Source organism: Exiguobacterium sp. USCH10 (assembly GCF_037619445.1).
GTDB classification, from domain to species: domain Bacteria; phylum Bacillota; class Bacilli; order Exiguobacteriales; family Exiguobacteriaceae; genus Exiguobacterium; species Exiguobacterium aestuarii_A.
The window spans coordinates 316,030-342,270 of the sequence record NZ_JAQPZO010000002.1 but is presented as its reverse complement, the minus strand read 5'-3'; the positions used below and the strand labels follow the sequence as shown (position 1 = coordinate 342,270).

At 47.9% G+C, this 26,241-nt stretch carries 23 protein-coding genes; 19 read left to right on the top strand and 4 right to left on the bottom strand.

Translation table 11 applies throughout. The features are described from left to right. Positions 1-239: 239 nt before the first annotated feature. Positions 240-815 carry a helix-hairpin-helix domain-containing protein gene (locus tag PQI28_RS06330; protein WP_339962778.1) on the top strand — a complete coding sequence of 192 codons (576 nt, stop codon included), beginning with the start codon at positions 240-242 and terminating at the stop codon, positions 813-815. A 1-nt stretch (position 816) separates the two neighbouring features. Then, positions 817-2,934 carry a DNA internalization-related competence protein ComEC/Rec2 gene (locus PQI28_RS06325; RefSeq protein ID WP_339962777.1) on the top strand — a complete coding sequence of 706 codons (2,118 nt, stop codon included), beginning with the start codon at positions 817-819 and terminating at the stop codon, positions 2,932-2,934. A 61-nt stretch (positions 2,935-2,995) separates the two neighbouring features. Here the strand turns inward: PQI28_RS06325 and PQI28_RS06320 are convergent, their stop codons facing one another. Next, positions 2,996-3,160 carry a YqzM family protein gene (locus tag PQI28_RS06320; RefSeq protein ID WP_012726678.1) on the bottom strand — a complete coding sequence of 55 codons (165 nt, stop codon included), beginning with the start codon at positions 3,158-3,160 and terminating at the stop codon, positions 2,996-2,998. A 90-nt stretch (positions 3,161-3,250) separates the two neighbouring features. Here PQI28_RS06320 and holA point away from each other — a divergent pair, with 90 nt between their 5' ends. Both holA and PQI28_RS06310 read left to right on the top strand, forming a co-directional pair. Beyond that, on the top strand, positions 3,251-4,261 hold the full coding sequence (gene holA, locus PQI28_RS06315) for a DNA polymerase III subunit delta (RefSeq protein ID WP_224862758.1): 1,011 nt from the start codon (positions 3,251-3,253) through the stop codon (positions 4,259-4,261). 9 nt (positions 4,262-4,270) lie between these two features. Next, positions 4,271-4,708 carry a GNAT family N-acetyltransferase gene (locus PQI28_RS06310; RefSeq protein ID WP_339962776.1) on the top strand — a complete coding sequence of 146 codons (438 nt, stop codon included), beginning with the start codon at positions 4,271-4,273 and terminating at the stop codon, positions 4,706-4,708. 27 nt (positions 4,709-4,735) lie between these two features. Here the strand turns inward: PQI28_RS06310 and rpsT are convergent, their stop codons facing one another. Next, entirely contained in the window at positions 4,736-4,996 is a 261-nt protein-coding gene (gene rpsT, locus PQI28_RS06305) for a 30S ribosomal protein S20 (RefSeq protein WP_012726675.1), read from the bottom strand. Positions 4,997-5,215: 219 nt separating this feature from the next. On the opposite strand from rpsT, the gene lepA reads away from it, so the two are divergent. The 5 genes from lepA (at position 5,216) to hemW (ending at position 11,779) form a co-directional block, all read left to right on the top strand. Beyond that, positions 5,216-7,039, top strand: coding sequence for a translation elongation factor 4 (lepA, locus tag PQI28_RS06300; protein ID WP_214693159.1), 1,824 nt, complete (start codon positions 5,216-5,218; stop codon positions 7,037-7,039). A 114-nt stretch (positions 7,040-7,153) separates the two neighbouring features. Further along, positions 7,154-8,224: a 3-phosphoserine/phosphohydroxythreonine transaminase gene (serC, locus tag PQI28_RS06295; RefSeq protein WP_214782262.1), complete on the top strand. Its 1,071-nt coding sequence runs from the start codon at positions 7,154-7,156 to the stop codon at positions 8,222-8,224. After that, positions 8,202-9,365, top strand: coding sequence for a phosphoglycerate dehydrogenase (locus tag PQI28_RS06290; RefSeq protein WP_214782265.1), 1,164 nt, complete (start codon positions 8,202-8,204; stop codon positions 9,363-9,365). Before serC ends, PQI28_RS06290 begins: the two co-directional genes overlap by 23 nt. Positions 9,366-9,375: 10 nt before the next feature. Then, complete coding sequence (locus PQI28_RS06285; RefSeq protein ID WP_339962775.1) at positions 9,376-10,557, top strand: DUF1015 domain-containing protein; 1,182 nt, start codon at positions 9,376-9,378, stop codon at positions 10,555-10,557. Positions 10,558-10,624: 67 nt separating this feature from the next. After that, positions 10,625-11,779, top strand: coding sequence for a radical SAM family heme chaperone HemW (gene hemW / locus PQI28_RS06280; protein WP_214749261.1), 1,155 nt, complete (start codon positions 10,625-10,627; stop codon positions 11,777-11,779). 44 nt (positions 11,780-11,823) lie between these two features. On the opposite strand, the gene PQI28_RS06275 is transcribed toward hemW, so the two are convergent. Then, complete coding sequence (locus PQI28_RS06275; protein WP_214782274.1) at positions 11,824-12,429, bottom strand: DUF1054 domain-containing protein; 606 nt, start codon at positions 12,427-12,429, stop codon at positions 11,824-11,826. Positions 12,430-12,621: 192 nt separating this feature from the next. On the opposite strand from PQI28_RS06275, the gene hrcA reads away from it, so the two are divergent. The 6 genes from hrcA to PQI28_RS06245 all read left to right on the top strand — a co-directional run bounded on the left by hrcA (position 12,622) and on the right by PQI28_RS06245 (position 19,035). Then, the gene (hrcA, locus tag PQI28_RS06270; RefSeq protein WP_074033386.1) at positions 12,622-13,644 is read left to right on the top strand and encodes a heat-inducible transcriptional repressor HrcA; all 1,023 of its coding nucleotides are present in this window, start codon (positions 12,622-12,624) and stop codon (positions 13,642-13,644) included. Positions 13,645-13,661: 17 nt separating this feature from the next. Beyond that, positions 13,662-14,249 carry a nucleotide exchange factor GrpE gene (grpE, locus tag PQI28_RS06265; RefSeq protein ID WP_074033385.1) on the top strand — a complete coding sequence of 196 codons (588 nt, stop codon included), beginning with the start codon at positions 13,662-13,664 and terminating at the stop codon, positions 14,247-14,249. A 29-nt stretch (positions 14,250-14,278) separates the two neighbouring features. Next, positions 14,279-16,105, top strand: coding sequence for a molecular chaperone DnaK (dnaK, locus tag PQI28_RS06260; RefSeq protein ID WP_214693135.1), 1,827 nt, complete (start codon positions 14,279-14,281; stop codon positions 16,103-16,105). A gap of 110 nt (positions 16,106-16,215) precedes the next feature. Further along, entirely contained in the window at positions 16,216-17,322 is a 1,107-nt protein-coding gene (gene dnaJ / locus PQI28_RS06255) for a molecular chaperone DnaJ (RefSeq protein WP_214693130.1), read from the top strand. Positions 17,323-17,340: 18 nt separating this feature from the next. Next, entirely contained in the window at positions 17,341-18,279 is a 939-nt protein-coding gene (gene prmA, locus PQI28_RS06250; RefSeq protein WP_224861496.1) for a 50S ribosomal protein L11 methyltransferase, read from the top strand. 3 nt (positions 18,280-18,282) lie between these two features. Beyond that, entirely contained in the window at positions 18,283-19,035 is a 753-nt protein-coding gene (locus tag PQI28_RS06245) for a 16S rRNA (uracil(1498)-N(3))-methyltransferase (protein ID WP_339962773.1), read from the top strand. Between the two features lie 44 nt (positions 19,036-19,079). Here the strand turns inward: PQI28_RS06245 and PQI28_RS06240 are convergent, their stop codons facing one another. Then, the gene (locus tag PQI28_RS06240) at positions 19,080-22,733 is read right to left on the bottom strand and encodes a S8 family serine peptidase (RefSeq protein ID WP_339962772.1); all 3,654 of its coding nucleotides are present in this window, start codon (positions 22,731-22,733) and stop codon (positions 19,080-19,082) included. A 310-nt stretch (positions 22,734-23,043) separates the two neighbouring features. Here PQI28_RS06240 and PQI28_RS06235 point away from each other — a divergent pair, with 310 nt between their 5' ends. Genes PQI28_RS06235 through PQI28_RS06220 form a run of 4 tightly spaced genes read left to right on the top strand, consistent with a single transcriptional unit; the run spans position 23,044 to position 26,214 of the window. Further along, positions 23,044-23,667 carry a class I SAM-dependent methyltransferase gene (locus PQI28_RS06235; protein WP_214782286.1) on the top strand — a complete coding sequence of 208 codons (624 nt, stop codon included), beginning with the start codon at positions 23,044-23,046 and terminating at the stop codon, positions 23,665-23,667. Positions 23,668-23,683: 16 nt separating this feature from the next. Continuing rightward, a complete protein-coding gene (locus PQI28_RS06230) occupies positions 23,684-24,151 on the top strand; it encodes an S-ribosylhomocysteine lyase (RefSeq protein ID WP_214782289.1) in 468 nt (155 codons plus the stop codon). 1 nt (position 24,152) lies between these two features. Continuing rightward, entirely contained in the window at positions 24,153-25,091 is a 939-nt protein-coding gene (locus PQI28_RS06225) for a PLP-dependent cysteine synthase family protein (RefSeq protein WP_339962770.1), read from the top strand. Next, positions 25,057-26,214 carry a bifunctional cystathionine gamma-lyase/homocysteine desulfhydrase gene (locus PQI28_RS06220; RefSeq protein ID WP_214749236.1) on the top strand — a complete coding sequence of 386 codons (1,158 nt, stop codon included), beginning with the start codon at positions 25,057-25,059 and terminating at the stop codon, positions 26,212-26,214. Before PQI28_RS06225 ends, PQI28_RS06220 begins: the two co-directional genes overlap by 35 nt. The last annotated feature ends 27 nt before the right edge of the window (positions 26,215-26,241 follow it).

The following is a 26,241-nucleotide window of genomic DNA, read 5'->3' as shown; positions in this document are numbered from 1 at the left end:
GCAGAAGGACCGAAGACCATCGTTGGTTTTCGGTTTTTTTGCTGTTTCGAATGTTTGGGCCCCTTCTTCTGTTGTCGCAAGGAAATGAGCGATTATCTTTCAGATTGTATGAGGGTCGAGTACGTAGCAGGTAAGCAAACGACTCCGTTGAGAATGAATTAAGACCTGGAACGGGACAAGTGTAGTCACGCTGGATTCGGCATACTGGATACAATAGTCGAAACAGGGGGAGAATCGTCTTGGAAAAGTGGAAGCAGGTCATCATTGGTGTTGTCGTCGTCCTGTTTTTAGGTGTTGGTTATTTATTTTATATTAAAGAACCAGAAGAACGTGTCGTCGATGAATTCGTCGTAGAATCAGAAGAAGTAGTTCCGGATGAGACCGTAGAGCGATTAGAAATCGTCGTCTATGTCACAGGCGCAGTCGAGTCTCCGAACGTCTATACCGTACCAGAAGGTGCCAGAGTCGGCGATGTTCTCTCATTGGCCGTATTAACTGATGAAGCCGACCCGGAACAATTGAACTTGGCACAACTACTCGTGGACGGTGTAAAAATCATCGTACCGAAAAAAGGAGATGCACCGATTGCACAAGAGGTACCTAGCACAGAGCAAGAACCAAATGGGGTACACGTGAATAGTGCCACGAAAGACGAGTTGATGTCGGTCCCTGGCATCGGTCCTGCAAAAGCAGACGCGATTCTGAACCATCTGAAAGTGAATGGTCCCTTTAAAACATACGAGGACTTAGGTGATGTGAAAGGATTTGGGGAGAAAACATTAGAAAGTATGAAACCTTACTTATTGGTACCATGAGATGCCGTTATTTCCACTATTTGCGATAGTGATGGTGACCGGATTGACTGAAGGAATCTACCTCGTCACAATCGTTTCCGGTGTGTTATATGTCGCGTCTCGAGGCGGACAACATCTATTTGCGAAACTCGGTGTCATTTTCCTCATCCTGATTGCATGGCTACATGCCGATCCGGCAGAATGGGCACCGACAGACTCAGTCGTGTTCTCGATTGAGAGTCGTAAAGAGAACGGGAAGACGGTCCGATTATATGGGAACGTGGGGACTCATCAAGGTGTGTTGCGGGGGAGGGAGCTCTCGATTGGTAGACCTGGTGAGACGTGTCTCGTAGAAATGGAACAAGAACTGTTTCAGCCGTTACGGAACATCGGGGGATTTGACGAACAGAAATGGGCGGCTAGCGCGGACTTATCCTTTAAAGGAAAGATCAAGCGAATCGACGAGTGCCGTCCGACAGCAGGGATGGACGGTTGGATGTTGAGGTGGAAAGAGAGACGTCTCCAACAGATTGAACAACAATATCGCGCCGATGTCGCGCTATACATAGAGGCCTTACTGTTCGGTGAGAGTAGGATGCTCGACGAACAGACTTCTTTCTCATATCGAGTGACGGGTCTCCTGCATCTTCTCGTCATCTCAGGTTCGCATATCGCCATGCTGATTGTCTCGCTTCGAGCAATGTTTCGGCCAATCCCGATTCGACGAGAGACGAAGACGGTATTGATTCTATTGACGATTACGGCGTTCGGATGGCTGACTGGTTTTTCACCACCGGTCGCACGAGCTGTCCTCGTGGCAGATGTGTTGCTCATCCTTTCTTTATTTGGTGTATCGGTAAGGGACCCGATTCGTCTCTTAAGTTGGTGCGCAGCTGCCATGCTTGCCTTTCAACCACACCTTCTCTCAAACTTAGGGTTTCAGTTAACGGTCGGGATGACGTTCTTCTTGTTGGTCACGAGACAACTGTGGACCGGGTTGTTGGAGTTGTCCGTGTTTGCCCAACTATTTGGATTATTTGTCCTTTGGCAAGTTCAACCGATTCTATCCGTCGCTGCACCTCTTTTCAATATCATCATGGCGTTTTGCATTTCATGGGTGATGATGCCGCTCGCACTGATTGTTTGGGTCGTTCCAGAAATTGCACCGATATTCATGGTGATCCTAGACGCCATCAACGGAATATTTTCCATGCATGATATGAATCGACCATGGCTACCGTTGCATGAATTGACATTTCCGCAGCAAGTCGCTTTATGGATTGGGATTTGGGGAAGTTTACTTCTTGTCCAACGGAAGCGATGGTTCGGATGGTGTATGGCCATGTTGACGTGTATCCTCGTTGCCGGTTGGGCCGAATGGGCAGAGTCTCCACGGGTGACATTTTTAGATGTCGGTCAAGGCGATGCGATTGTTGTAGAGTCAGGAGACACAATCGGTGTGATTGATGTCGGCGGCGTCTTTCAGGATCCCAACGAGCAAAAACGGACAGTGTATGACCCGGGAGCAGACGTTGTGGCTCCATATATATGGAAGCGTGGGGAGCGTGCACTTGATTTTGTTCTCTTGACGCATGCGGACCATGACCACATCGGTGGTTTAGAAGGATTGTTGAAGCTCGTGCATGTAAAGGAGATTTGGTTATCGAAAGAAGTGGCGAATGCGGAGAAGCGTGAGGAGATTCTTCAGTTGGCGACGAATTACGGGGCATCCATTCGCTATCTCGAGGCAGGAAATCGACCGATGTCTTGGATATGGATTGTCTCACCGACTCAAGTGCATGAAGATGAAAATGATCATTCGATCAGCCTCTATATGAACGTAGGTGGCATGCGGTACTTATTGACAGGGGATTTGCCTATAGAAGAAGAGACTAACTTACCGACGGTGGATGTCGACGTGTTTAAGTTAGGGCATCATGGATCGAATACGTCGTCAGGGGAAGAGCTACTCGAGCGAATCGATCCGGAATGGGTGATTGCGAGCGTCGGAGCGAACAATCGTTATGGCCACCCACATCAGGAGACGTTAGACCGGATTTTCGGACGTCGCTTGTTGCGAACGGATCTCGATGGGATGATCATCTGTGAAAAAAGAATGTGTCGGGGGATCATCGACTAGCACGTGAATAAATATGATACACTAAAAAACGATTGCTCCCCCGGGGCAATCGTTTGAAAACTTATAGGCTTAAGAACTTGATGATGACACCGATGAAGAAAATCGTGAAGAAAAAGCCAAATGGGACGATGAAGCCGATCGCAGAGTCGATCGCGTCATTACGTTTGCATTGAACGTCATTTTCAAACGGGTTTTCACTCGGTGGGCGTACAGAGTTGATTTGCATATTAGGTCCCTCCTTATCATACTTCCTTTATAAGTATAGCGAATCATGCGAAGATAATCTATGTTTAGATGAGAATAAATTGTGAAAGTGGTGTGTGTTTTGAATGAACCGTGGTTACATAATGGTAAACTAGCGAGCGTCTATGTTCTCCATGGAACTGAAAAGTATTTATTAGAGAATTGGGAACGTGGAATCGTGAAGGCGGCCAACCCATCCGGTGATCAATTTGATGTCATGCAACTCGATCTCCAAGAGACGTCATTAGATACTGCGCTCGATGAAGCGGAAACGGTCCCTTTTTTCAGTGAATTTCGGACAGTCATCGTCAAGAATGCCCAATTTTTGACGGGAGCGAAAGAAAAGCAAAAGCATAACGTCGACCGTCTCGCCGAATATGTCGTTCAGCCTGCGACTTACTCGGTCCTCGTCCTCATTGTCGAGTCAGAAAAACTCGATGAACGTAAAAAAATCGTAAAACGATTGAAAGAACGGGCCATCGTACTCGAAGCGAAAAAGCCGAGCCAAGCAGAATTGATGCGTTATGTGAATGATACGCTTAGTCAGGAACAACAAAAAATGGAACGTGCGACCATGGAGCGACTGTTGTTCTTATGTCAGGATGACTGGGGAAAATTAGTACGAGAATTAGAAAAGCTACAGTTATATGCTGGAACAGGAGCGATGATTCCGATTGACATCGTGAATGATTTGGTACCACGTACGCTAGAGGATAATGTGTTTCAGTTGTCCGAGCTCCTCGTCAAACGACGTGCAGATGCGGCGCTGCGGTTAGTACGTGACTTAGAGAAGCAAGGACAGGAATTAATTGGACTTCTTGGTTTGTTGGCGAGGCAATACCGGAACATGTATCTATCAAAGCAGTTGACAGAAGCGGGGTATGGAGAAAAACAAATCGCATCAAAAATTGGTGCTCATCCATATACCGTCAAACTAGCAACGCAAGCGAGTCGTAATTTTTCAGAAGCGCAGCTCGCGCAAGCGTTGACGTTGATTGCAGATGCGGATGAAGCGATGAAAACTGGTCGTGGCGATAAACAAATCGTATTCGATACACTCGTTTGCCAATTGGCCTTACTGTGAGGTGAGAAGATGGGATTGAAACAAGTATCTCTGCAAGATGTGATTCCGCTTCGGCACATTGTACTCAGACCGGGAAAAGGGATTGAGACTTGTTATTTTGAAGGGGATGAGGCGTCGACGACACGTCATTTTGCTTGGGTCGAAAGAGAGCACGTGCAATCGGTCGCGACTGTCATGTTGTCATCAAGAGAAATCGAAGGCGAGTCGGTGCCGTATCAACTTCGGGGAATGGCGACGGATCCGGATCTAGCCGGACAAGGAATCGGGTCGCGTTTCCTACAGGCATTACATGAAGAGTTGGATGGGTCGTGGTGGTGTAACGCCCGAGAAGTGGCTGTTCGCTTCTACGAACGAAACGGTCTCGAGCGAATTGGTGAACCGTTCGATATTCCTGGAATTGGTCCTCACTACGTCATGGTATACAAAAAAACAGCCGGCTCCGAGTAGGAGGCGGCTGTTTCGTTTGGTCTCTAATTAGAGAGCAGCGATACGAGCTGCGAGGCGTGATTTATCACGACCTGCTTTGTTTTTGTGGATAAGGCCTTTTGATGCAGCCTTGTCGAGCTTCTTCGTAGCGAGGACGAAAGCTTCTTGAGCAGCTTCTTTGTTTCCTTCGAGTACGAGAGCATCAACACGTTTTACTGCTGTACGCATTGCCGCTTTCTCTTGAGAGTTCGCAACACGACGTTTTTCAGAAGTTTTTGCACGTTTGATTGCTGATTTGATGTTTGCCATTGTTTGTCACCTCCTGAAACAAGAAAGTGTATGTTCTTATTACTTCAAGTAATCATTCAACAGAACAAGCACAATTGTAGCAAACGGTTATATGAAAAGCAACCACTTGATGATTATTCTGAAAACTATATGTGGTATTGTTGTAGTAGGTCGTACACATTACTTTAGGATTTTGATATAATGACACGGTATGCATGAGAAGGATAGGTGAACCCATATATGAATAAACAAGAATTAGAGAATCGTCAGAAGAAGATTCGTAACTTTTCGATTATCGCTCACATCGATCATGGAAAGTCGACACTCGCTGACCGGATTCTTGAGAAAACTGGTGCACTCACGGCTCGTGAGATGAAAGAGCAGACGCTTGACGCGATGGATTTAGAGCGTGAGCGTGGGATTACAATTAAATTGAACGCTGTTAAATTGAACTATACGGCAAAAGACGGAGAAGAGTATATTCTTCACTTGATTGACACGCCAGGACACGTCGACTTCACGTATGAAGTGTCGCGTTCGCTTGCGGCATGTGAAGGTGCAATTCTCGTCGTCGATGCGGCACAAGGAATTGAAGCGCAAACTCTTGCGAACGTATACTTAGCACTCGATAACGACCTCGAAATCATTCCGGTCATCAATAAAATCGACTTGCCGTCAGCGGATGTCGATCGCGTGCGTCAAGAGATTGAAGACGTCATCGGTCTCGACGCGAGCGATGCGGTCCCGACTTCTGCCAAGGCAGGAATTGGAATCGAAGAGATTCTCGAGCAAATCGTCGAACTTGTTCCACCTCCGACAGGTGATCCGTCAGAACCGTTACAAGCCTTGATCTTCGACTCGTACTATGATGCCTACCGTGGTGTCGTCGCATCGATTCGAATCGTCAACGGTTCGGTCAAAGTAGGAGATAAAGTTCAGATGATGGCGACGGGGAAGACGTTCGAAGTAACGGACCTCGGTGTATCGACACCGAAGCCTGTCTCGGTCAAAGAATTGAACGTCGGTGATGTAGGAACACTTTCTGCATCAATCAAAACAGTCGGAGATGTTCGTGTCGGGGATACGATCACACTTGCGAAAAATCCTGCCACGAGTCAGCTTCCGGGTTACCGTAAAATGAACCCGATGGTGTACTGTGGATTGTATCCAATCGATGCAGCCAACTACAACGACCTTCGTGAGGCACTCGAAAAGCTTCAACTTTCTGATGCCGCGCTCGAGTTTGAACCTGAGACGTCACAGGCACTCGGATTCGGTTTCCGTTGTGGATTCCTAGGGATGCTTCACATGGAAATCATCCAAGAACGGATTGAGCGTGAGTTCGGGATCGACTTGATCACGACGGCACCATCGGTTATCTATCACGTGACGACAACTTCAGGAGAAGTCGTCCACGTTGATAACCCATCGAAGATGCCGGAACAACAAAAAGTGGAATCGATTGAAGAACCTTACGTCAAAGCGGCCGTCATGACACCGAACGATTATGTCGGGGCCATCATGGAACTTTGCCAGAAGAAACGTGGGACGTTCATCGATATGCAGTATATCGACACGACACGCGTCAAAATCACGTATGAGATCCCACTGAGTGAAATCGTCTATGACTTCTTCGATCAATTGAAGTCGAGCACGAAAGGGTATGCGTCTCTCGATTATGAGTTGATCGGCTATCGTCAATCACGTCTCGTGAAGATGGACATCTTGCTCAACAACGAAGTGGTCGATGCCCTCAGCTTCATCGTTCACCGTGACTTTGCGTATGAGCGCGGAAAAGTGATCGTCGAGAAGTTGAAAGCACTCATCCCGCGGATGCAGTTCGAAGTCCCGGTACAAGCTGCCGTCGGAACAAAAATTGTCGCACGTTCGACAATCAAAGCACTTCGTAAAAACGTTTTGGCTAAATGTTATGGGGGAGACATCTCGCGTAAGCGAAAACTCCTTGAGAAACAAAAAGAAGGTAAGAAGCGCATGAAGATGGTCGGGTCTGTCGAAGTCCCGCAAGAAGCGTTCATGTCCGTTCTATCGATGGACGAAGAATAATTGGATTGAATCACCCTGATGTTCGAATCGGGGTGATTTTTTTGTTTAGGCAGGAAATGGCACTTCTTTTAAGGAAGAGTACACCCTTAGACAGACAAAAGAGGAGGAAACACCGTGTCGACGTATACATACTCTGCGGGTCCCGGCATGCTACCAAAAGAAGTGATGCAAGAGATTCAACAACATCTCCTGACGTTCGAATATGAAGGGGTCTCGATTATCGAAACGAGTCATCGTTCAGAGTCATTCCAACAAGTGGTCGACTCGCTCGAGGCAAGACTCAGAAGACTCATGCATATTCCTGAGAACTATGCCGTTCTTTGGTTGCAAGGTGGGGCGACACTGCAGTTTTCCATGATCCCGATGAATTTACGGAATCGAAATCGATTCGCCTATGTCGATACAGGGATTTGGTCTAAAAAAGCGATGGAAGATGCTAGGCACTTCGGGCAGGTCGACGTCATCCATCCACTCATAGATGAGGCGGGTGGGATGTCATTTGAACCGAGACTCGCTCAAGATGTCGACTATCTACATGTGACATTAAACAATACGATTGAAGGAACCCGATTCACGACTATACCCGAAACGGATGTCCCACTCATTGCGGATGCTTCTTCGAACATTCTTGCCGAGCACATCGACGTTGAGCGCTTCGGGATGATCTATGCTGGTGCCCAGAAAAATATTGGTCCAGCAGGACTGACGGTCGTCATCATACGCCGCGACTTGATTCAGTCGATCGAGCTACCAAGTTATCTTCATTACGCGTCTCATGTCGATACGTTATTCAATACGCCGTCGACGTTCAGTATGTATGCGGCAGAACGTGTCCTCAAGTGGGTCGAAGATCAAGGAGGTGTCGAGGCGATGGAGCAACTGAATCGTGAAAAAAGCGATACGGTCTATTCGTTCCTTGAACAATCGAATGTATTTTCTTCTCTCGTATCGGGAGAACGCCGCTCCTTAACGAACATCCCGTTCACGACGGGTGACCGTAATCGAGACATGGGCTTTGAACAATTTGCCCTTGAACGCGGATTACTCGAACTCGGCGGTCATCGTTCCGTCGGTGGTCTGAGGGCGAGTCTTTATAACGCGATGCCAAAAGAAGGTGCTGTGCGCCTTGTCGACGTCATGAGAGCATTTGAGGAGGAGAACAATGTATCACATCAAAACATTTAACCAAATCGCTACAGCGGGTCTGAAACGATTTGAGCCGAATGAATATATCATCAATGCTTCAGAACAGGCCGATGCTTGGGTACTCAGAAGTCATAACGTGCACGATGAAGCAATTCCGCCCCATCTGCTCGCCATTGCAAGGGCAGGCGCCGGAGTCAATAATCTCCCGCTTGATCAACTGGCGAAACAAGGAGTCGTGGCGTTTCATACTCCTGGTGCGAATGCGAATGCGGTGAAAGAACTCGTCTTGGCCAGCATGATCCTCTCGGTCAGACCGATCGTCAAAGGTTTCAACTGGGTAAATGAACAGGCGGTCGAGTCACAATCTCAGTTGGAAGAAGCGATGGAGCAACAGAAACGGCAGTTCCTCGGGGCCGAGTTACGGGGGAAGAAAGTAGGGATCATCGGGCTTGGGGCCATTGGGGCTTCACTTGCCAATGACCTTCTCCAACTTGGGGTCGATGTCATCGGATATGATCCCCATCTCTCGGTTGATGCCGCTTGGAATATTTCAAAACACGTCACACGCGCCAAGCATTTGAGTGAGGTTCTAGGGTCTGTTGATCTCTTGTCGATTCATATGCCGCTGACGAAAGAGACGCGCTTCAGTATCGACCGGAGTTGGTTCGAGCGGATGAAGCCAGGGATGACCGTTTTGAATTTCGCACGTGGAGAGCTCGTGAAGGATGCTGATTTAGTTGAAGCATTCCATCATCACGTCGGGCTATACATCACCGACTTCCCTAGACACTCGCTCATCGGACATCCTCAAGTGATGGCATTGCCTCATCTCGGTGCCTCGACAAAGGAATCAGAAGTCAACTGTGCCATTCAAGCCGTCGAGACGCTGAAGTTATATCTGGAGACCGGTAACATCCGTTCGTCCGCCAACTTCCCAAATGCGGAACTTCCGTATACCGGCAAACGTCGCCTCGCGATTTTGCATCAAAATGTGCCGAACATGGTCGGACAAATTACGGGAGAACTCGCCTCACATGGATTGAACATCGATAACATGATCAACCGTAGCCGAGGCGAGATGGCCTATACATTGATTGATTTAGACAACAACGAACATGAACCGTTATCGATTCATGCACTGTATGACATCAAGGGCGTCATTCGCGTCCGAGAATTTTAAGGAGGATTCTATGGTCGTATTTAAACCGTTCAGCCCATACATGCCCGTACACGCTAAAGAAGTTGCCGCAGATCCGTATGACGTCGTTTCTGTAGAAGAAGCGAAGGCGGTCATCGCTGAGCAACCGAACTCATTTTTGAAGGTAGATAAGCCAGAAGCTCTTCAAGCAAACCTCTCACTCGAAGACTGGGGAAAGCGTGCTCGTCAGGAGCTAGAACGTCTATACGAAGACGAGCTGACGGTTCGTCCGAGTGGATTTTACGTATACAGATTGACCCGGAACGAACGTCAGCAAACGGGTTTAGTCGCCACATTCTCTGTCGCAGACTATGAAGCCGGGCGAATCAAGATTCACGAACATACCCGTGAAACGAAGGAACGGGAACGTGTCGAACATGTCCGAGCGACGGGGGCGCATACCGGTTCGATTTTACTTAGCCACCCGCCACATGCGAGTCTGAAACAGATTTTAACGAGTGCGACGGAAGAAGAGCCGCTGTTCTCGTTTACGGATGATCGTGGCGTGTTACACGAAGGATTCATGATTCCGAGCCGAGAACTTGCGCGCGTCATGATGATCGGTGCGACGATCCCGTCTATCTATATCGCAGATGGTCATCATCGCGCGAAAGCGGCAGCGGTCGTTTCTGAAATGGGTGGGGAATATTCTCAAAAGAATGAACGAACACACTTTTTAGGTGTCCTCTTCCCGAGCGACGAGTTGACGATTTTGCCATATCATCGCCTGTTGACAACGATCGCACCTGAAGAAGTAGAACATATGTTGGAAGGACTTTCGTTCTCGTATGAAGTGACAGAAGAAGATGAACTCGTCTTACCTGAAAGTCATGGCGTGTTCGGTGCTGCGTATCGAGGGAATTATTACAAGTTATCGAAACGAAAAGATGAAACGGATCTCGATGTCGCCATCTTACAGCGTGATATCCTTGCTCCGTACTTCAACGTCGAAGATATTCGTACGGATGCCAGAGTCGATTTTGTTGGAGGGAACCGGTCAATCGAAGAATTGCAACAACTCGCGCAAGTACCCGACCAATTACTGTTTACGTGCCATGAAACGACGATGCTACAGTTGATGCGAGTGGCTGATGGGGGTGGGCAGATGCCACCAAAATCGACATGGTTCGAACCAAAGTTAAAGAGCGGTCTGTTTATTCATCGGTTCGATTGATGGCGCAGGCTGGAAAGAACGGACGAAAAGCGTTATAAATGGAATGAGAAGAAAGGGGTGGCCGAAATTGGCTAAAGCCGTATATCTTCACATTCCATTTTGTGAACATATTTGTTATTACTGTGATTTCAACAAGGTGTTTTTAAAAAACCAACCTGTTGATGAATATTTAGATGCATTAGAACGAGAGATGGTATTGACGCTCGAAGCGTTTCCGACAGAACGGATTGAGACCATCTTTATTGGAGGGGGCACACCGACGGCGCTCAATGAAGCGCAGATGGGTCGCCTGATGGACATGGTCCGTCGACACCTCCTCCCGCTCGCTTCAGACGACCTAGAGTATTCTGTCGAAGCGAACCCGAACTTTGTGAGTACGGAAAAACTCGACACGATGAAAGCCGGTGGTGTCAATCGACTCAGCTTCGGTGTCCAAACATTCGACGATGGTGGGCTCGAACGGATCGGAAGAACGCATCGCGCCGACGACGTGTTTGAAACGGTGAATGAAGCGGCGAAACGCTTTGATAATATTTCGATTGACCTCATGTTCGGGTTACCAGAACAGACGCTCGAGCAGATTGACCGAGACTTAGAACTAGCGCTACAGCTTCCGATTCAACACGTCTCATCCTATTCCTTGATTCTTGAGCCGCATACCGTGTTTGCGATTCAAGACCGAAAAGGTAAGCTCCGTCTACCGGGAGAGGATGTCGAGGTCGAGATGTATCTCAAAGTGATGGAGACACTTGAACGACATGGACTGAAGCAATACGAAATCTCGAACTATGGGTTGCCGGGTCGAGAAAGTCGTCACAACCAAGTGTACTGGCGGAACGAAGAGTATTATGGATTCGGGGCAGGTGCGCACAGTTATTTAAATGGCACACGTCGTGCCAATATCGCACCGATCCCTCACTATATTAAAGCGGAAGGCATCCCGGTGAAACGGGTGACTGAGCTCGAAGAAGTAGAAAAAATGGAAGAAGAGCTGTTCCTCGGATTACGAATGCGTTCAGGGGTCTCCCTTCAGACATTTGAACAGAAGTATGGCGTGGCACTCGATCATGTATTCGGTCACGTCATCGACGATTTGGTGAAGAAGTCGTTGATTGAACGGACAGACTCCCATATCCGATTGACGGCGTCCGGTTTACCACTCGCGAACGAAGCGTTCGCGGCATTTATCGGAGAGGCAAAACTCGAGCATACCGAGTCATGAAAAATGGACAAGTCCCTTATGTGGGATTTGTCCATTTTTTAGCATTATAAGACGAGATCACGATAGAGCGGCGTGAGCCGGGCGAACGTGTCTTCGACCAAAGCGAGAAAAGCGTCTTCGTTTTGAAGAATCGATGCATCGGCAGGCAGTTGTCGTCCGATTAAGAAATCAGCTTTTTTGACAGTGCCGAAGCGCTCGAGCAACGCCTGGATGTTTTCGTTTGATGTCTCTTCAATTAGGAACGCATCTTTTTTCATATGGTCGCCCGCAATATGGAAATCAGTAAACGTTGATTTAAAATCAATTTGTTGCAAATGTTTCGCGATTACATCTTTATTCGGCATCTCATAGATGAATGCGAGCCAGATGAAAACGCGGTCGTCGAAAAGCCCGACTTGTAAGTGTGGATGTTTTTTATACCCGCGCTTATCGTGACAGATGGCCATCCATGTGTCTTTCGGAGGGTTTACCGTGCGACGTGCATGTTTTGCGACATGCAGGTAGAGGGGGATTCCGACATCTGCCTCGAGTTGTGGTCCGACCTCGTCATAAATCCGATGGAAGAGCGGTTGAATATCCGAACGGATGCCAGACATGCGTTCGTCGAGTCCGTCCTGTTTGAATACGTTAAATTGTTTTGTTGTAAACATTTCATCACCTCACGTTCTATCATAACGAAACACTGTTTCTTTTTCAGGTTTGCCGTTTGTAAAAAAGGTGAAAAAATCCGAGTGTATGAATTGACAAATAGTGAGAACATGATAATATTTGAAGTGTGATTAGCACTCGTTAAATATGAGTGCTAATAAAGCGAGGTAACTTTTTCAGAGAGGAGTGATGTTGTGCTGACAGATCGACAATTGCTCATTCTTCGAGCCATCATTGACGATTATATTCAGACGGCTCAACCGGTCGGTTCGCGTACGTTATCGAAACGAGACGATTTGACGTTTAGTTCGGCAACGATTCGGAACGATATGGCCGATTTGGAAGACATGGGGTTGATTGAAAAACCACATACTTCCGCGGGTCGAATCCCGTCAGAGGTCGGATACCGATATTACGTGGACCACCTCGTCGAGAAGCAAATCATCGACGAGCGGGAAACGGGTCGCTTAGAAGAGCGTTTAAAGCAATCTTCAAAAGAGTCTGAGATCCTGATTCGCCAAGCTGCAGATCTCCTTTCTGATTTGACCAATTATACGACGGTCGCCCTCGGTCCCAATAGCCAATCCGAAAGATTGGCACGTGTGGACTTTATGCCATTAGATGAGCGACGGGGTGTCGTTCTCATCGTCACGGATCAAGGTCATGTCGAGCATCGTACGGTCATGTTCGAATCTCGTGTAGCTCCTGAAGTCATCGAGGAGACGATTCGACTGTTAAACGATCGTCTCGTCGGAACAGCGATCGGACAACTAAAAGTCCGAATCGGAGAAGAGGTTGCAAAATTGCAACTCGCGCAGCGACAGCAATATGAAAATATGATGCAACTGATTCAATCGACGGTTGGAATTCAAACGCCGTCTTCGCTTTATCTCGGAGGCAAGAAGAATATCTTCAACCAACCTGAGTTTCAGACGTTAGACACGCTCAGACCATTCCTAGAATGGATTGATGAGCAAGAACGATTGACGCACTGGCTCGAATCGTTGCCAAATCGCGAGATTTATGTGAGCATTGGGAGCGAGAACGGAATTGTCGCCCTTCAAAATTGTAGTGTCATCACCTCGGATTATACACTAGATGGAAAAACATTCGGAACGATTGCCATGATTGGGCCGACTCGAATGAATTACCGTCACGGTGTCCAAATGATGGGACAAATTATTGAAGCGTTGCGACGAACGAAACTAGATGAGTGACGGAAAGGAGTTTTACTATGACAGCAGATCATCAAAACGGGCACGAACAAGAAGACGTGCTTGAAGAAAAATCTGTAGACTCGGCACAGACAGAAGAGAACGAGTCAACTGAATCAAATGAAGATGAGGTTTTAAATGCTGAGATTGTGGAAGAAAGTTCTGAGGGGACGGACTTACAAAAAGAAATCGAAGCGTTGAAAGCGAGCGAACTTCGCATTCGTGCCGACTTTGACAACTTCCGTCGTCGGACGAATGAAGAGAATGCAAAACGCGTCAAGTTTGCTTCACAGTCTGTCATTGAAAAATTGATTCCGCTCATTGATAACTTTGAGCGTGCACTTCAAGTGCAAGCAACTTCAGAGGATGCCAAGCAAATTCAATCAGGCGTCGACATGATTCATCGTCAACTTCTTGACGTATTGAATGCTGAGCAAGTCGAAGTGATTGAAGCAGTCGGACAGCCGTTCGACCCGAATTTCCATCAAGCAGTCATGCAAGAACCGAGCGACGAGTTCGAGTCGGGCATCGTGACGATGGAGCTTCAAAAAGGATATACGATGCATGGTCGAGTCATTCGTCCAAGCATGGTAAAAGTTGCAGAATAATACTACTTAACGAGACGGAGGAATAAACGATGGGTAAAATTATCGGTATTGACTTAGGGACTACAAACTCATGTGTGGCAGTAATGGAAGGTGGCGAAGCAGTCGTCATCTCAAACGCAGAAGGTAACCGTACGACTCCTTCGGTTGTTGCATTCAAAGGGGAAGAGCGTCAAGTAGGTGAGGTCGCAAAACGTCAGGCCATCACGAACCCGAACACGATTCAATCAATCAAACGTCACATGGGTACGTCGCATACAGTTGACGTAGATGGCAAGAAATTCACACCACAAGAAATCTCGGCAATCATTTTGCAGAAGTTGAAGAAAGATGCTGAAGACTACCTCGGTGAAACAGTCACGGAAGCAGTCATCACAGTTCCTGCATACTTCAACGACGCTGAGCGTCAAGCGACAAAAGATGCTGGTAAAATCGCTGGTCTTGATGTCAAACGAATCATCAACGAGCCAACAGCTGCGGCACTCGCTTACGGATTAGATAAAGGTGAAGACCACACGATTTTGATCTATGACCTCGGTGGTGGTACGTTCGACGTTTCAATCCTTGAGCTTGGTGATGGCGTATTCGAAGTTGTCGCTACAGCTGGTGACAACCGTCTCGGTGGAGATGACTTTGACCAAAAAGTCATCGACTACCTCGTTGCAGAATTCAAAAAAGAGAACGGCATCGACCTCGGGAAAGACAAGATGGCACTTCAACGTTTGAAAGATGCAGCTGAAAAAGCGAAGAAAGACCTTTCAGGCGTCACAAGCGCACACATCAGCCTTCCGTTCATCACAGCAGGTGAAGCAGGTCCACTTCACTTGGAGATGACACTCACGCGTGCGAAGTTTGAAGAATTGACGGCTGACCTTGTCGAACGCACAATGGAACCAACTCGTCGTGCCTTGAAAGATGCAGGACTTACACCATCTGACCTCGATAAGATCATTCTCGTCGGTGGTTCGACACGTATCCCTGCCGTTCAAAAAGCAATCCACGACTTCACGAAGAAAGAGCCATTCAAAGGGGTAAACCCGGATGAAGTTGTTGCACTCGGTGCAGCAATCCAAGGTGGAGTTCTCGCTGGAGACGTAAAAGACGTCGTCCTTCTCGACGTTACTCCACTCTCACTCGGTATCGAGACAATGGGTGGCGTGATGACGAAATTGATCGATCGCAACACGACAATCCCGACATCGAAATCACAAGTGTTCTCAACTGCTGCAGATAACCAGCCTGCTGTTGACATCCACGTCCTTCAAGGGGAACGCCCGATGGCACCAGACAACAAGACACTTGGTCGCTTCCAATTGACTGACATTCCGCCAGCACCACGTGGTGTGCCACAAATCGAAGTTAAATTCGATATCGATGCAAACGGAATTGTTCACGTATCAGCGAAAGATCTCGGTACGAACAAAGAACAATCGATCACAATCCAATCTTCTTCAGGTATCGATGAGGCAGAAATCGAGCGTATGGTAAAAGAAGCTGAAGCGAACGCTGACGCAGATAACAAACGTAAAGAAGAAGCGGAACTTCGCAACGAAACAGACCAACTCGTCTTCGCGACAGACAAGGCAATCAAAGACCTTGGTGAGCAAGTGGAAGAGGCGGACAAAGAAAAAGCAGAAGCTGCGAAAGAAAAAGCGAAAACTGCTCTCGAAGGTTCAGACCTTGAGGCGATCCGTACAGCCAAAGACGAATTGTCAGCTGTCGTTCAAGAGTTGACGCAAAAAGTATATGCTAAAATGGCTGAACAGCAAGGTGCTGAAGGCGCAGAACCACAAACAGAAGCGAAACAGGACGATGATGTCGTGGACGCAGAGTTTGAGGATCTCGACGACCGTAAATAAACAGCCGTTGTAAAGGAGAGCGCCAAAGCAGGTTTCTGCTTTGGCTCTTTCCATGTTAAGGTAGAATCGGTAAAATCGATACGTAGATTGTAAGGATAGGAGCGAGAATAGTGGCGAAACGAGATTATTATGAAGTGCTCGGGCTCGATAAGTCGGCCTCGGCACAAGAAATCAAGCGGGCATACCGGAAATTGGCCCGTCAATATCACCCGGACATCAACCAAGAGGCAGATGCGGCGGATAAGTTTAAAGAAATTGGTGAAGCCTACGAAGTGCTTTCTGACGAACAAAAACGTGCCCAGTATGACCGATTCGGTTTTGAAGGGGCAAACCAATTCGGAGGCGGCGGTGACTTCCAAGGTGGATTCGGTGATATCTTTGACATGTTCTTTGGTGGCGGCGGACGACGTCAAGACCCGAACGCACCGCGTCGTGGGGAAGATTATCAATACGTTGTTGACCTCGATTTCATGGAGAGTGTGACAGGCAAGACGGAAACAATCGAGCTCGAAATCGAAGTCGAATGTGACACGTGTATGGGGAACGGTGCGAAACCTGGAACGAAACCAGAAACGTGTAACCAATGTGGCGGTAGTGGTGTTGAAACGGTTGAGCAAAACACAATTCTCGGTCGTATGGTCAATCAGCGTCCTTGTAGCAAGTGTCACGGTAGCGGTAAGACGATTAAAGAAAAATGCCCGACTTGTCACGGCTCAGGTCATGTGAAGAAGAAACAGACCGTCGAGGTGAAAATCCCAGCCGGTATCGATAACGGGCAACAGATCCGTCTATCTGGAAAAGGCGGTCCTGGCGTGAACGGAGGACCAGCGGGAGACTTATACGTCGTCGTCCGCGTGAAAGCTCATGAAATCTTTGAACGTGTCGACCAACACATTGCGATGGAAATGCCGGTCACGTTCGCACAAGCGGCACTCGGTGCAGAGATCGAAGTTCCAACGGTTCACGGGAACGTGAGTTTGAAAGTGCCAGCTGGAACACAAACTGGCTCGAAGTTCCGTTTACGCGGAAAAGGGATGCCAAGTGTGCGTGGTGGCGCAAACGGCGACCAGTACGTGAGCGTCATTGTCATGACACCGAAAAATATGACGGACCGCCAAAAAGAATTGCTTCGTGAATTCGAAGAAATCAGTGGCGAATCGGGTGTCGAAGAGGAACACGGCATGTTCCAAAAAATGAAAAAGTTCTTTAGTCACTAAAAGGAGTGTGTACAAACGATGAAATGGTCTGAAATTTGTGTCCACACGACACAGCTTGCGGTGGAAGCCGTATCGAACTTATTACACGAAGTGGGGGCGCAAGGTGTCGTCATCGAGGACGTCGAAGACTTCGACCGAATGATGGCGGAAGACCATTTCGGAGAGATTTGGGACGTTTCGGATCGTGAAACGTATCCAACTTCTGGAGTACACGTCAAAGCGTACGTGCCGGCTTCAGGTGATTTCCAAGATGTGCTCGCAAACTTGAAAAAAGAAATCGAGCGACTCCGGAACATGCTTGATATCGGATCAGGTGAGGTCACGGTCGCAGAGATTGATGAGGAAGATTGGGCGCATTCTTGGAAGCAGTATTACAAGCCGGTCAAAATCTCACAACAGCTGACGATTGTCCCTTTGTGGGAAGAGTACACACCACAACCGGAAGAGAATGTCATCTTGCTTGACCCGGGCATGGCGTTCGGTACAGGGACACACCCGACGACGATGCTCTGTATTCAAGCGATTGAGAACTACATCCGGGAAGGTGACCGCGTCATTGATGTCGGTACAGGATCAGGCGTATTGTCGATCGCCGCTGCGAAACTTGGAGCGACGAGCGTAAAAGCGCTAGACTTGGATTCGGTTGCCGTTGAATCGGCTCGTCAAAACGTGGAGACGAACGGTGTCGAATCGCTCGTTCAAGTCGACACGGGAGATTTATTAAAAGGTGTGGACGGAGAATATGACTTGGTCGTGGCAAACATCCTTGCCGATGTCATTCTTCTCTTCATCGAAGATGCATATGCTCGTACGAAAACGGGAGGTCGCTTCATCACATCCGGCATCATTGGAGAGAAACGAGCGGAAGTCACGAACGCTCTGATGGCTGCAGGATTTGAAATTGAAGAGACACGCGTGATGGAAGACTGGGTCGCGATCATCGCCAAGAAGGGATAAGCTATGCAACGTTATTTTCTGACACCAGAAGCTTTCACAGGCGATGTTGTGACACTTCCTTCAGATGTCGCTCATCATATCGGAACGGTCCTGCGACAAGGGGCGGGTTACGAAATGGTTCTTCTCGACGGGACGGGCAATGAGTACGCATGTGTCGTGACGTCGCTTGAGAAGAAAAGTGGAGTGGCTAAAGTATTGTCGACTCGTCAATCAGAGACCGAACTGCCGATTGACGTGACGCTCGCTTATGCATTACCTAAAGGTGACAAAGTCGAACTTGTCGCACAAAAAGCGACCGAGCTCGGCGTTCATCATCTTCTATTGTTCGAATCTTCCCGATCAGTCGCCAAATGGGACTCGAAAAAAGTGCCGAAAAAAGTAGAACGTATTCAAAAAATCATGCAAGAGGCGGCTGAGCAATCGTATAGGGCCGTCGTCCCGTCATGTACGTTCCTCACTTCGAAGCAACTGTCACAGCAATTCGAACAATACGACGAAGTCATCATCGCATATGAAGAATCGGCGAAAGAAGGCGAGCAGTCGGCACTTGCCAACACATTGAATCGTCTTCAATCAAAACAACGTCTCCTCGTCATCACGGGACCGGAAGGCGGATTTGACACAGCGGAAGTCACGCAATGGATAGAGGCGGGGGCGATCACTTGCGCGTTCGGACCTCGTATCCTTCGTTCGGAGACGGCTCCTCTTTATGCACTGTCTGCTATCTCGTACGCGCTTGAATTGGCGAGAGGATAAGAAAACGGCTGACCCACGTGGGCAGCCGTTTTTTCGTGATTCCATTATTTTTTATTGATCGTGATGACTTTCTTCGTCACGTTGCCACCGAGGTCAGTCACTTCAAATGTGAAAGTGTTTTGTCCCTTTGTTACAGGGAGTGAGACGGTTTCGGTACGCGAGAATGCGCGCATCGCATAAGGTTCTTTCAACGTATGACTCCATTTCAAATCACCGTTGACACGGAGTTTGATGTCGTCAAAGTTATCCGTCACGTGAACTTTCACGTTCACAGAGTTTTGTTTCGCCGAAACGTTTTTCGGCACGTTGCTGATTGAGAGCGTCGCCTCCGTAGAATCGACAAAGATTGGACGGACAAAGTTCGTCACGTTACCAGACGTGTCTTCCGCGATGAAACGAATCTTGTGGAATCCATCTTCATACGAACGTGTCGTATTGAACGTGTATTGTTTTGCAGCTGCGTCATACGTGAGTGGTACGTCCACATCGTCGACAGTGAACGATACAACGTCAGAGGCATCTTTGATTTGACCGATGATTGGCACAATTGATGAACCGTAAGGAGACAGGGCGAGTGGTGCATCGACAAAGACTCCTGGTTTATCTGCGTCATTTTCTGTAGATACGTCGCGTGTGATCACGTTACCCGCATTATCTGAAACGCGAACCGATAGTTGGTCCGTTGATTCAAGTGGTGCATCGAGTGTGAAGTTTGCTGTATCTTTTGCTTCTTTCGCAACAACTTTCCCATTAAGAAGGAATTCGATACCGTTGATTCCTGCAAAGTCGTCGGATGCTTTGACACTAGCCACACCTTCGTTCCAACGAATCGTGAAACGAGGATCCGTGTAATCCACTTTCACTGGGATCCGAAGCGTCTGGGCTTGTTTTTTCATGTAGTCGATGCTCGCTTCAATTTCGTAGTAGTACGTTCCTTTCGGCGCCATCTCTCCGTTCAGTTTTCCGTCCCAAGCGTTATCTGACGTGTAGTAGTATGGGTCACCACTTCCGCCATCAAAGTAGTTCTTTCTCAATTCTTCTTCGATTTTAAGGGTACGGAGTACGTTTCCTTTTTCATCGACGATCCGATACTTGACGTCTTTCGCATTTCGTAAGAGCGAGTAGACCGGGGTAGCCGTGTCTTTTGAACCGTCCCCGTCAGGCGAAATCGCTACCGCTTCTTCATCTACAGACTCATCAAGTTTCTCTCCTAAATAGTTCCCGGCCGCATCGACCAATCCAGAGATTCCATAGAATGAACCATCTTCATAAATCGTTTCGTCAAAGATTGGTGCTTTGCCCCAATCGCCTTCGAATCCGACGAACGGGACAACGAGTGACGGATTGCCGTCTGTCCCACGTGGGTCAGTCAAGCGTAGGAATCCATCGACGAAATAACCATTCTCAAAGACTGATTTTGCAGATATCGTTCCTTCTAACGTCTCTGGATTAAGTACTTGTGCCTTCGAGACGTCAATCGATACGGTGATTTCTTTCTTTTGTTTTGCCTTCAACGTGACTTTACTTGTGTTTTTGCCATTGATCTTAATGATTGCTTGTTGAAGCGCCTGAGCTTCCATCGCATTCTGAATGACGCCATCCTTGTTAGTAACGGCAAGGTCTGTCTGGAGGGAAGCGGCCACATTGTATGTGAGTGATTCGTCAGACATGTTTTCAACGACAATCGTGAACTTCGCCTTACTCTTCGACAATTCTTTTAAAGCGACTTTCGCTTCTTTCGTCTTCTTCTCATACGCGACTGCCGGAGATGTGACGGCCGCATGGAGTTGCATGAGACCTGCTCCCGCCCGACGTGGTGAATATGGAAGAGACTGCTTCAATTCTTGGTTATACGGTCCGATGTCTGTGACGGGCTTCGACGTATTGAGTAGCAAGTTCTTTGCCATCGTCACACGAGCCGCTCCGCTCAAGTCGAAATCGCGATCGACGCGTTCAAGAACAAGAGCTGCACCGCCGGCAACGTGAGGTGCGGCCATCGATGTTCCGCTCATCAAACCGTATTGGTTGTCGTTGAACGTTGAGAAGATTTGACCGCCTGGGGCTGAAAGCTCCGGCTTGAAGTCAAGGTTCGGTGTGACACCCCAAGATGTGAAATCAGACATTGCGCCTGCCGAACGGTTGTTGACGCTGATTCGGTCACCAGCAAACGTGAGTTGGAGCGGTCCATCCGCTAATTTCTCTTTTAATTCGTTCCCGTCTTGGATGCTGAGTGATGCCATCGGGATGAGTGGTTGATCGAGAGCCATAGACACATAGTCTCCGTGTGAGACAGCGCCTCGTACGATGACACCGGCTGCCCCTTGTGCCTCAGCCGTTTTTTGAATCTTCGAGTAGAAGTATCCTCCATCGCGAACGGCGAGGACGAGCTTTCCTTTCACGTCTTTACCAGCATAGTTTTCTGGTTGCCCATCTCCGACGTAAACGACGTCATATGTACCTTCCGAGAATGCAGGTCCATCTTGTTTCTTCCATCCGATTTTTTCGTCACCGACGCGGAAAGCGTCCAATTGAATTTGATCGTTCTCGAGTGAAGCGACCGATGTCGATGCTTGGCTTACGCTTGGCGCCCCGACAACACCCGTATCAGGGTTTGAAGCCGTTGGTAAGTCAAAGCCATGTCCGAAGTATGCTGAGTTCCCAGCAGAGATGGACATGAAGACACCGTTGTCTACAGCGCGTTGAACGGCTTGTTGCTCAGGTGAGTCGGCATCGACAAAACCTGCTGTTGAACCAAGACTCATGTTGATGACGTCTGCTCCTAGCTTGATCGCATCGTCAATCGCTTTAATATAAATATCTCCGTATGTAGATGCGTAGTTCGGGTCGTTACTGAATACTTTAAGACCAAGGATTTGAGCTTCAGGTGCGACCCCTTTAATCCCGCCATTTTCGAGATCACCGTTTGCAGCGACCGTCCCTGAGACGTGCTGACCGTGCATGGAAGCGCCAGGTGAGTCATCTTTAATATCATCATTTTCGTCGTAGTAATTATAGGCGTATGGGACTTTCTCATTCACATATTCACCAGGTAGACCGAACGAAGTGATGGCCTGATCGACTTCTGATTTCGTCAATTCTGCCGTTTTCGAATCTGTGATTCGGTAATCTCGGTGGTCGGCATCAATTCCCGAGTCGATGACAGCGACGACGGTGCCTTCCCCGGCAAATCCGTAATCTCCCCATGTTTGTTCGGCTTGTACCATTCCGTTACTTGTAACCATATCTGGTTTCACTTCAGGACGTTCATACTCGTTGACGACATGGACAGTCGCTACTTCAGGTAGAGCTTCAACTTTAGCGATTTCACTTGTTGAGAGGAAAGTGGAGAAGCCGTTAAAAACGGTCGTGAACTCTTCAATCGGTGTAGCAGTCACGCCTTGTTTTTTCAAAGCGGATTTTGCGCGTTTTTGTTCAGACTGTACAGATTGTTGTGCCTTGTTTTGTTCTGATTTCGTCAACTCATTAAATTTTTTCCCTTTTTGCGCTGCTTCTGCGATTGCAGGTGCACCGACGAGTTCGACGACGACCCGGACTTTTTTCTGTTTCTTTTCGAGCTCAATTTTTGGTTTGATGGAAGCTTCTGCTGAAACAGATGACGTACCCGCTTGAATCAACACAGGTGTTAAAGCAATACATGTAGCAAGTGAAGCGTTTAAGTAGACTTTTCTTCTTGACAACGTGTTTACCCCCTAATATTTGTTATTACCTGTAAAAAAACAAAGATTTCCTCTTGCATTGTGAACTATCATATCGTTGTTCAGGGGAAAAAGAGTGGATTTTTTTGTAAAGTAGGGGAGTGTTTTTGCACAAATTTAAATGTTCAGACAATTACTAAAGACCTGAATCATAAGACCTATATCAAATTTTGGTGATCGTCAGAATCACGCGAATGACTTGAAATGTTCAAAAAAACCTGTTAATGTAACGTTAATGTTAAATACCAATAAAACATATCAATTTAGTCAGAATTAAGGATGGGGTGGCGCTATGAATTTACCATTCATGGATATCTTCAAGGATTGGGCGAAAGATTACGATACGGCAGTCGGGGGGCATGACGAACAATATCATGAAGTATTTGTCGGATATGATCAAATGCTTGATGACGTTGCGTTACACGTTGAAGGAACGGTCTTGGAATTTGGTGTCGGCACAGGCAACTTGAGTGCCCGAATTTTAAAGGGACATCCTTTAATTGCAATCGAACCTTCTCCAGAAATGAGGCAGATTGCAATTGAGAAGTTGGGCATATCGGTCGAACATGGAGATTTTCTCCGTTATCCAACGTTCTCACATGTCGATACGGTCGTTTCCTCGTACGCTTTCCATCACTTGACGGATTCTGAGAAAGAAACAGCGATCGGTCAATATGTTCGTGATTGGGGACATCCGAAATTCGTATTGCTTGATACGATGTTCGAATCTCCACACGCACGTCAAGAAATTATTGACTGGGCTACGGAACAAGGCTATTCAGACTTGGTCGAGGATTTAAATCGTGAATATTATCCATATACGACTACCATTCGTACGATGCTAGAGGCGAATGGATACAACGTGACAATGACACAGAAAAATAAATTTGTTTGGCTTGTCGTCGCTACAAAATAATTAGGAGGAATTACTCATGAAAACATATAACGTTGAAAGCTTTAACTTGGATCATACGAAAGTTCAGGCTCCATTTATCCGTCTCGCCGGTGTGAAAGAAGGAACGGCTGATACGATTTACAAGTATGATATTCGCTTCATCCAACCGAACGAAGGCCTCATGCCGATGCGTGCGGTTCACTCTCTCGAGCATTTGATCGCCGAAAACAGTCGTAATCATTCAGAAGACATCGTGGACATTTCGCCGATGGGATGCCAAACAGGTTTCTATTGGACGATGTTGAATGATGGGGATTATGAGCGCATGCTCGACCTCGTAGAAGCGACACTGCGCGATGCGATGAACGCGGAAGAATTGCCAGCGCAAAACCCGGTACAGTGCGGGAATGCGAACCATCATGATTTTGAGGGAGCCAAAAAATTAGCAGCTGACATGCTTGCGAAACGTGACGAGTGGCATATCGTCTTCAAGGACGAAGCGTAAGATGATTGTCCGTGACGTCTATGAACTCATCGGGGACACACCGCTCATCGAGCTCCGTTCATTACCTGTTCCAGCTACGGTAAAAGTGTACGGGAAGATGGAGATGATGAATCCGGGAGGAAGTGTCAAAGACCGACTCGGCATGAATTTGATTGAGCGGGCGATGAAACGTGGAGATGTGGCACCAGGTGGTACGGTGATCGAGCCGACAGCCGGGAATACGGGAATCGGACTCGCGCTCGCTTGTCAGCGATACGACATTCGTCTGATTACCGTGACCCCTGAAAAGTTTAGTCAAGAGAAACAAGCATTGATGCGTCTCCTTGGAGCGACCGTCGTCAACACGCCAACCGAGCTTGCAATGAAAGGCGCAATCAGTCACGCGCTTGAGTTGGCTGAAGAACATGACGCATACGTGCCGGAACAGTTTTCAAATCCGGACAACCCGGACGCCTATGTCGACATCCTTTCGCAAGAGTTGTTGAAGGACGTGCCACAAATCGACGTATTTGTAGCGGGGGCGGGTTCAGGAGGTACGTTCACTGGTGTCGCCAAAACGTTAAAACCACATGGGACGAAAACTGTTGTCGTGGAGCCGGTCGGTTCGATTTTGAACGGCGGTGAGCCAGGTCCACATAAAACAGAAGGAATTGGCGTCGAAAAATGGCCGGCATTTTTGGAAAAGTCTTATGTCGATGCGATTCATACCATCACAGATGAGGAAGCCTTCTATTACGTGGCGCATCTTGCGAAACAGGAAGGATTGCTCATCGGAAGTTCTTCTGGTGCTGCCATCGCAGCATGTGTAAAGGAAGCAAATCAAATGTCAGAAGGCACGATTGTGACGATCTTGCCAGACAGTGCAGAACGATATTTAAGTCAAGGAATTGTCAAGGAGGCAGAACATGCGTACAAAGACAGCACTCATTCACGGCGGTAAAACGACCGACCCATTAACAGGGGCGGTCACACCACCGATTTATCAAACGAGCACATATAAGCAAGACGGAATCGGTAACTTACGGGAAGGATATGAGTATTCTCGATCTGCGAACCCGACACGTACCGCACTCGAGACACTCATAGCGGATATCGAAGGTGGTGTGCAAGGTTTTGCATTTGGTTCTGGGATGGCTGCTATCTCGACCGTACTCATGTTGTTGAAATCTGGAGACCACGTCATCGTCGGGTCTGATGTATATGGAGGAACGTACCGTGTATTCAATCGAGTATTTCAGTCACGAGGCTTGGAGGCAACTTTTGTCGATACATCCGATGAAACAGCGGTTCGTGATGCGCTACAAGCGAACACGAAAATGATTTATGTGGAGACACCGACAAATCCACTCTTGAACGTGACGGATATCCGAGCGATGCGCACGATTGCGGATGAGGCAGATGTCTTGCTCGTCGTGGACAACACGTTCATGACACCTTACTTCCAAAATCCAATCGACCTTGGTGCCGACTATGTCTTACACAGTGCTACAAAATATTTAGGCGGTCATAGTGACGTCGTGGCAGGTTTAGTCGTCGCACGTACGGAAGAACAAGGAGAAGCGTTGGCATTCCTCCAAAATTCAGTCGGTGCAGTCCTCGGACCTCAAGACAGCTTCCTCGTCGTCCGTGGGATTAAGACGCTTGCCGTTCGAATGGAAGAGATTGAATCGAACGCACGGGCGTTGGTTGAATTCTTACAATCGAATGAGAACGTGTCACGTGTCCTTCACCCGAGTGTCTCTAGTGAAGAAGCGAAACGCGTGCACTTATCGCAAGCGCGTGGGTTCGGTGGCATGATTGCGTTTGACGTGGGTTCGGCCGAAGCGGCTGAAATGATGGTCGCGAAGACGAAGTATTTCACGCTCGCAGAGAGTCTCGGTGCAGTTGAAAGCTTGATCAGTGTCCCGGCTCGTATGACGCATGCGTCGATTCCAGCTGAGCGACGTGCAGAACTCGGGATCACGGACGGACTTGTTCGAATCTCAGTTGGATTAGAAGATATCGATGATTTAGTTGAAGATTTAGCACAAGCTCTATCCGCCATCGAACAGGTAAAGCAATAAACAGTAAGGGACGCGATTTCGCGTCCT

Excerpts from the sequence above, each read along its gene's own strand:
- PQI28_RS06325 (WP_339962777.1), top strand. The coding sequence starts at position 817 with ATGCCGTTATTTCCACTATTTGCGATAGTGATGGTGACCGGATTGACT.
- PQI28_RS06320 (WP_012726678.1), bottom strand. The coding sequence starts at position 3,160 with ATGCAAATCAACTCTGTACGCCCACCGAGTGAAAACCCGTTTGAAAAT.
- PQI28_RS06310 (WP_339962776.1), top strand. The coding sequence starts at position 4,271 with ATGGGATTGAAACAAGTATCTCTGCAAGATGTGATTCCGCTTCGGCAC.
- rpsT (WP_012726675.1), bottom strand. The coding sequence starts at position 4,996 with ATGGCAAACATCAAATCAGCAATCAAACGTGCAAAAACTTCTGAAAAA.
- lepA (WP_214693159.1), top strand. The coding sequence starts at position 5,216 with ATGAATAAACAAGAATTAGAGAATCGTCAGAAGAAGATTCGTAACTTT.
- PQI28_RS06290 (WP_214782265.1), top strand. The coding sequence starts at position 8,202 with ATGTATCACATCAAAACATTTAACCAAATCGCTACAGCGGGTCTGAAA.
- PQI28_RS06285 (WP_339962775.1), top strand. The coding sequence starts at position 9,376 with ATGGTCGTATTTAAACCGTTCAGCCCATACATGCCCGTACACGCTAAA.
- PQI28_RS06275 (WP_214782274.1), bottom strand. The coding sequence starts at position 12,429 with ATGTTTACAACAAAACAATTTAACGTATTCAAACAGGACGGACTCGAC.
- grpE (WP_074033385.1), top strand. The coding sequence starts at position 13,662 with ATGACAGCAGATCATCAAAACGGGCACGAACAAGAAGACGTGCTTGAA.
- dnaK (WP_214693135.1), top strand. The coding sequence starts at position 14,279 with ATGGGTAAAATTATCGGTATTGACTTAGGGACTACAAACTCATGTGTG.
- prmA (WP_224861496.1), top strand. The coding sequence starts at position 17,341 with ATGAAATGGTCTGAAATTTGTGTCCACACGACACAGCTTGCGGTGGAA.
- PQI28_RS06245 (WP_339962773.1), top strand. The coding sequence starts at position 18,283 with ATGCAACGTTATTTTCTGACACCAGAAGCTTTCACAGGCGATGTTGTG.
- PQI28_RS06235 (WP_214782286.1), top strand. The coding sequence starts at position 23,044 with ATGAATTTACCATTCATGGATATCTTCAAGGATTGGGCGAAAGATTAC.
- PQI28_RS06230 (WP_214782289.1), top strand. The coding sequence starts at position 23,684 with ATGAAAACATATAACGTTGAAAGCTTTAACTTGGATCATACGAAAGTT.
- PQI28_RS06225 (WP_339962770.1), top strand. The coding sequence starts at position 24,153 with ATGATTGTCCGTGACGTCTATGAACTCATCGGGGACACACCGCTCATC.
- PQI28_RS06220 (WP_214749236.1), top strand. The coding sequence starts at position 25,057 with ATGCGTACAAAGACAGCACTCATTCACGGCGGTAAAACGACCGACCCA.